Source organism: Kitasatospora sp. NPDC001547 (assembly GCF_042894165.1).
Lineage (GTDB): Bacteria > Actinomycetota > Actinomycetes > Streptomycetales > Streptomycetaceae > Kitasatospora.
In genome coordinates, this window is sequence record NZ_JBIAVL010000012.1 from 258,297 (window position 1) to 264,463 (window position 6,167).

The window sequence follows — 6,167 nt, forward strand, 5'->3', positions numbered from 1 at the left end:
CCGGCGTCCGTCGGACGGTGTGACGGACGCACGATGTGATGGACGGACGGATGTCGAGCGGTGCGGATGGAGCGCGGCGCCGGCCGGGTGGTGCGGACGGCCGGCGCCGGGACGGGGCGGAAGGTCAGCCCCCGGTGGAGCCGAGCAGTGCCTGGACGGTGCGGGACGGGCTCGGGCGGCCGAGGCGCTCGGCCATCCAGCCGCTGGTCGCGATGAGGGAGCGCAGGTCGACGCCGGTCCGGATGCCGAGGCCGTGCAGCATCCAGACCAGGTCCTCGGTGGCCAGGTTGCCGGTGGCGCTCTTCGCGTACGGGCAGCCGCCGAGGCCGCCCGCCGAGGCGTCCACCGTGGTGACGCCCTCGCGCAGCGCCGCCAGGGTGTTGCTGAGCGCCTGGCCGTAGGTGTCGTGGAAGTGCACGGCGAGCCGGTCGACCGGGACGCCGGCCCGGGCGAAGCCCGCCAGCAGGGCGCCGACCTGGCCCGGGGTGGCGACGCCGATGGTGTCGCCGAGGCTCAGCTCCGCACAGCCCAGCTCCAGCAGCTGCGCGCCGTACCGGACCACCTGGTCGACCGGGACCGGGCCCTCCCACGGGTCGCCGAAGCACATCGAAAGGTAGCCGCGGACCGCGACCCCGGCCTCGGTGGCCCGGGCCACGACCGGGCGGAACATCGCCATGGCCTCGTCCGCCGAGCGGTTGAGGTTGCGGCGGGCGAAGGTCTCGGTGGCGCTGGCGAACACCGCGATGTCGGCGGTGCGGTGGGCGAGCGCGCGGTCCAGGCCGCGCTCGTTGGGCACCAGCACCGGCAGCCGCAGGCCGGGGTGGCGCTCCGGCAGGTCGGCGAGCCTGGGGACCAGCTCCTCGGCGTCGGCCAGCTGAGGTACCCATTTCGGGTGAACGAAGCTGGTGGCCTCGACGGTGCGCAGACCGGCGGCGGCGAGCCGGGCGATGAACTCGGCCTTCACCTCGACCGGCACCAGGGACTTCTCGTTCTGCAGGCCGTCGCGCGGTCCGACCTCGTGGATCCGGACCTCCTCGGGCAGGCCGGGGGCGCGGACCGGGGCGGGCAGGCCCAGGTCGAGGGCGTCGGGCTCGCGGGCGGGGGCGGTCACGACCGGACCTCCGCGGGCTCGGCGGGGGCGGCCGCCGGCTCGGCCGGGGCGTCCCCGGCCGCCGGGTCCTCGACCGGGGCGACCACGACGAGCAGGTCCTCCATCGCGACGGTGGCGCCGGCCGTGGCCCGCAGTTCGGCCACCACGCCGTCGTGCGGCGCGGCGATCACGTGCTCCATCTTCATGGCCTCCAGCACGAGCAGGGGCTGTCCCCTGCGGACCGTCTCGCCCGTCGTGGTCTTGACGACGGTGACGGTGCCGGGCATCGGGGCGGTCAGGGCGCCGTGGTGCGCGCCGGCCCCGGCGGCGCTCTCGACGACCGGGTCGTAGGCGTGCAGCGGCCAGGCGTCGCCCTCGGTGCCGAGCCAGGTCACCGGTCCGGCGGCGAGGCCGGGGGTGGCGTCGGTGGCCAGCGAGAACGTGGTCCGGAGGCCGTCGACGGTCAGGTGCAGCCGGTCCCCGGCCAGGGTCGCGCGGGCGCGGTGCGCGGGGCCCTCGCCGAGCCGGAGTTCCACCTCGCGGGTGGGGCCGGCGGAATTGTCAGTGGCATCGGCTACGTTGCCCGCAGTGATCGAACGGATGCGCACCGCCACCGGGTCCTGGCCGGGGGTCCGGAGTCGGTGGGTGGTCCAGGCGGGGGTGCCGCCCAGGCGCCAGCCGGAGGGAAGGGAGAACGGGTCGGTCCAGCCGTCGGGGTCGGCGGCCGGGGTGAGTTCCAGGTGCCGCGCCAGCGCGGCCGCGTAGTAGAGGAGGTGAGCGGGAGCCGGCGGTTCGGCCGCCGCGGGCGCGTCCGGGGTGGTCGCGTTCGTGGGGGAGTACGGCGCGGTGAGCAGGGCCGGCTGCTCCTGGGCCGTCCGCTCCACCAGGCCGGTGTCCAGCCGGCCGGCGGCGACCTCGGGGTGTGCGAGCAGTCGGCGCAGGAAGCCGGTGTTGGTGGTGACACCCAGGATGCGGGTGTCGGCCAGCGCCGCGCGGAGCCGGCGCAGCGCGGTCGGGCGGTCGGGCCCGTACGCGATGACCTTGGCGAGCATGGGGTCGTAGGCGCTGGTGACGACGGTTCCGGGGGCCACCCCGGAGTCGACCCGGATGCCCTCGCCCCGGGGCTCGTCCAGGGTGAGGATGCGGCCGCCGGTGGGCAGGAAGTCCCGTTCCGGGTCCTCGGCGCAGATGCGGGCCTCGATGGCGTGGCCCTGGAAGGAGATGTCCGACTGGGCGAATGAGAGCGGTTCACCGGCGGCGACGCGCAGCTGCCACTCGACCAGGTCGAGCCTGGCCGAGTCCGCGCCGACCGCGACGGCGAGTTCGGTGACGGGGTGTTCCACCTGGAGACGGGTGTTCATCTCCATGAAGAAGAAGTCCCGCACCCCTTCGGCGGAGGAGGCGAGGGCGTCCGGGTCGATGCCGGGGACGATGAACTCCACGGTGCCGGCGCCGGTGTAGCCGCAGGACTCAGCGGCGCGGACGGCCGCGGCGCCCATCGCGGCGCGGGTCTCGGCATTGAGGAGAACGGAGGGAGCCTCTTCGATCAGTTTCTGGTGGCGACGCTGGAGGCTGCACTCGCGCTCGCCGAGGTGGACGGTGGTGCCGTGGGCGTCGGCGAGCACCTGCACCTCGATGTGGCGCGGCCGGTCGATCCAGCGCTCCAGCAGCAGGGTGTCGTCGCCGAAGGCGGTGCGGGCGACGCGGCGGGCCGCGGCGATCTCGGTGGGCAGGTCGGCGGGGTCCCGTACCAGGCGCATGCCCTTGCCGCCGCCACCGGCGGACGGCTTGAGCAGCACCGGGTAGCCGATCTCGTCGGCGGCGGCGACGAGTTGCTCGTCGGTGGGCGCGGTGGCCTGGCTGCCGGGCACCACCGGGACGCCGGCGGCCCGGACGGCCTCCTTGGCGTTGATCTTGTCACCCATCAGCTCGACCGCACCGGGAGGTGGTCCGATGAAGACGAGGCCCGCGTCGGCGCAGGCGCGGGCGAAGCCGGGGTTCTCGGCGAGGAAGCCGTAGCCGGGGTGGACGGCCTGGGCGCCGGTGCGGCGGGCGGCGGCGAGGATCTGGTCGGTCCGCAGGTAGGTCTCGGCCGCCGAGCTGTCGCTGCGGTCGGTCGGGCCGAGCCGGACCGCGACGTCGGCCTCGCGGACGTGCGGCGCGTCGGCGTCCGCGTCGCTGAACACGGCGACCGAGCGGACGCCGAGTCGCCGCAGGGTGCGGATCACCCGCAGGGCGATCTCGCCGCGGTTGGCGACCAGAACTGTGTCGAACATGGGAGGCGTTCCTCCGGGTCGAGGGGAGCCGTACGAAGGAGGTGGCGGGGCGCCGGCCCGGGTGGGCCGGCGCTGCGGGGAGTCACACCCGGAAGGGAGGGATCACGGACGCAGGGGTGACACGAGCCGGACGGGACGGGGTCACATGCGGAAGACCCCGTACGGAGCGGGCGGTGCCAGCGGGGCGTTGGCGCAGGCGGTGAGGGCGAGACCGACGACGGTGCGGGTGTCCATCGGGTCGATCACGCCGTCGTCCCAGAGCCGGGCGGTGGCGTAGTAGGCGTTGCCCTGGCGCTCGTACTGCTCGCGGACGGGGCGCTTGAACTCCTCCTCCGCCTCGATCGGCCACTGCTCGCCGTGCGCCTCCAACTGGTCGCGGCGGACGGTGGCCAGGACGGAGGCCGCCTGCTCGCCGCCCATCACGGAGATCTTGGCGCCCGGCCACATCCACAGGAAGCGGGGTGAGTAGGCGCGGCCGCACATCGAGTAGTTGCCGGCTCCGTACGAGCCGCCGATCACCACGGTCAGCTTCGGGACGCGGGTGCAGGCGACGGCGTTGACCATCTTGGCGCCGTTCTTGGCGATGCCTCCCGCCTCGTACTGCCGGCCGACCATGAACCCGGTGATGTTCTGGAGGAAGAGGAGGGGGATGCCGCGCTGGTCGCACAACTCGATGAAGTGGGCGCCCTTGAGGGCCGACTCGGAGAACAGCACGCCGTTGTTGGCGACGATGCCGACCGGGTGGCCGTGGATCCGGGCGAAGCCGGTGACCAGGGTCGAACCGTACTCGGCCTTGAACTCGGCGAACCGGCTGCCGTCCACCAGGCGGGCGATCACCTCGCGCACGTCGTAGGGCGTGCGCGGGTCGACCGGCACGGCCCCGTACAGGCCCGCCGGGTCGACGGCCGGCGGCTCGACCGGGGTGAGCGGCCACGGCCTGGCCTCGCGCGGGCCGAGCCCGGCGACGATGTTGCGGACGATGGAGAGGGCGTGGGCGTCGTCCTCGGCCAGGTGGTCCGTCACGCCCGAGGTGCGGGAGTGCAGGTCGCCGCCGCCCAGCTCCTCGGCGGTGACCACCTCGCCGGTGGCGGCCTTCACCAGCGGCGGCCCGCCCAGGAAGATCGTGCCCTGGTTGCGGACGATCACGGCCTGGTCGCTCATCGCCGGGACGTAGGCGCCGCCGGCCGTGCACGAGCCGAGCACGGCGGCGATCTGCGGGATGCCCGCGGCGGAGAGCCTGGCCTGGTTGTAGAAGATCCGGCCGAAGTGGTCGCGGTCCGGGAAGACCTCGTCCTGCATCGGGAGGAAGGCGCCGCCGGAGTCCACCAGGTAGACGCAGGGCAGCCGGTTCTCCAGCGCGACCTCCTGGGCGCGCAGGTGCTTCTTCACCGTCATCGGGTAGTAGGTGCCGCCCTTGACGGTGGCGTCGTTGGCGACCACCACCACCTCGCGTCCGGCGACCCGGCCGATGCCGGCGATCACACCGGCCGCGGGGGCGGCGCCGTCGTACATCCCGTCGGCGGCCAGCGGGGCCAGCTCCAGGAAGGGGGACGCCGGGTCGAGCAGGGTGTCCACCCGGTCGCGGGGCAGCAGCTTGCCGCGGGCGGTGTGCCGGGCGCGGGCCTTGGCACCGCCGCCCAGGGCGGCCGCGTCGAGCTTCGCGCGCAGCTCGGCGACCAGGGCCCGGTGCGCCTCGGTGTTGGCGCGGTAGGCCTCCGAGCCGGGGTCGACCGAGCTGCCGAGCCGGGGGGCCGGTGCGGCGGCCGCGGACGGTGCGGCGCCGGGCGCCGCCGTGCCGGTCGCTGCGCTGAGCCGGACACCGGGGGGTGTACCGGTGGTTGAGATGACCATTCCCAAGAGCTCCCTTGCCCTCGGCACCAGGTGGGCAGCCGGGTGCGGTCCGCCCGTGATCGCCACGTTAATTAACGTTAACTTACGCGGCCAGGTTAACGGCCGATAACCCGACTGTCTACGATGGGCGGCATGCCGAACGTCCCCGCCGCCTCCGCGCTCCCCCGCCGCGACCAGATCCGCCGGGAGGCGGCGAGGCTGTTCGCCGCCCGCGGCTTCCTCGGGGTGGGCGTGGACGAGATCGGCAAGGCCGTCGGGATCAGCGGGCCGGGCCTCTACCGCCACTTCGCCGGCAAGGATGCGATGCTCGCGGACCTGCTGATCGGCATCAGCGAGCGCCTGCTGGACGAAGGGCGCCGCCGGGCGGGCGGCGGCGAAGGCCCGGTCGCCGCACTGGACGCGCTGATCGGCGGCCACGTCGACTTCGCCCTGGACGACCGGGACCTGATCACCCTGCACGACCGCGAGCTGCTGAACCTCAAGGAGGAGGACCGGCGCACCGTCCGCCGCCTCCAGCGCGGCTACGTCGAACTGTGGGTGGACGTGGTCCGGCAGGCCTACCCGCCACTGGCCGACCCCGCCGCCGAGCCGGTGGCGCGCGCCACCGTGCACGCCGTCTTCGGCCTGATCAACTCCACCCCGCACAGCCTCGGCTCGAACCCGGACCAGGGGGAGCGCACCGCCCTCCAGCGGGACGGCATGGCCGCGCTGCTCCACACCCTCGCCCACGGCGCGTTCGCGGCGGCCGCGGACTCCGCCGCCGGCCCCGGCGACGGCCCTCGCGACGATGCGGCGCCCGCCGGGTCCTGAGTCCTGCGGACCCCGCGCGCCTCGGCAGGCGGCCCGTCCCTAGGCCTAGACGAGTAGTTCCGAAGTGGGCTGGGTTTGCCGGTTCTGCTCCGGGCATGCAGGAAGGGTGTCCAGCATCGGGTTGTGACGACCGAAGAGCT

4 protein-coding genes are annotated in these 6,167 nt (G+C 74.4%); 1 reads left to right on the forward strand and 3 read right to left on the reverse strand.

All coding sequences use genetic code 11. The features are described from left to right. Positions 1–124 precede the first annotated feature (124 nt). From ACFY0X_RS23055 to ACFY0X_RS23065, 3 genes are all read right to left on the reverse strand, one after another. Positions 125–1,111: a hydroxymethylglutaryl-CoA lyase gene (locus tag ACFY0X_RS23055; protein ID WP_387757041.1), complete on the reverse strand. Its 987-nt coding sequence runs from the start codon at positions 1,109–1,111 to the stop codon at positions 125–127. Next, positions 1,108–3,366, reverse strand: coding sequence for a biotin carboxylase N-terminal domain-containing protein (locus ACFY0X_RS23060; RefSeq protein WP_387757043.1), 2,259 nt, complete (start codon positions 3,364–3,366; stop codon positions 1,108–1,110). Before ACFY0X_RS23060 ends, ACFY0X_RS23055 begins: the two co-directional genes overlap by 4 nt. 141 nt (positions 3,367–3,507) lie before the next feature. Continuing rightward, positions 3,508–5,217: a carboxyl transferase domain-containing protein gene (locus tag ACFY0X_RS23065; protein ID WP_387757045.1), complete on the reverse strand. Its 1,710-nt coding sequence runs from the start codon at positions 5,215–5,217 to the stop codon at positions 3,508–3,510. 132 nt (positions 5,218–5,349) lie between these two features. Between ACFY0X_RS23065 and ACFY0X_RS23070 the strand changes: the two genes are divergently transcribed. Beyond that, complete coding sequence (locus ACFY0X_RS23070) at positions 5,350–6,027, forward strand: TetR/AcrR family transcriptional regulator (protein ID WP_387757047.1); 678 nt, start codon at positions 5,350–5,352, stop codon at positions 6,025–6,027. Positions 6,028–6,167: the final 140 nt, after the last annotated feature.

Excerpts from the sequence above, each read along its gene's own strand:
- ACFY0X_RS23060 (WP_387757043.1), bottom strand. The coding sequence starts at position 3,366 with ATGTTCGACACAGTTCTGGTCGCCAACCGCGGCGAGATCGCCCTGCGG.
- ACFY0X_RS23065 (WP_387757045.1), bottom strand. The coding sequence starts at position 5,217 with ATGGTCATCTCAACCACCGGTACACCCCCCGGTGTCCGGCTCAGCGCA.
- ACFY0X_RS23070 (WP_387757047.1), top strand. The coding sequence starts at position 5,350 with ATGCCGAACGTCCCCGCCGCCTCCGCGCTCCCCCGCCGCGACCAGATC.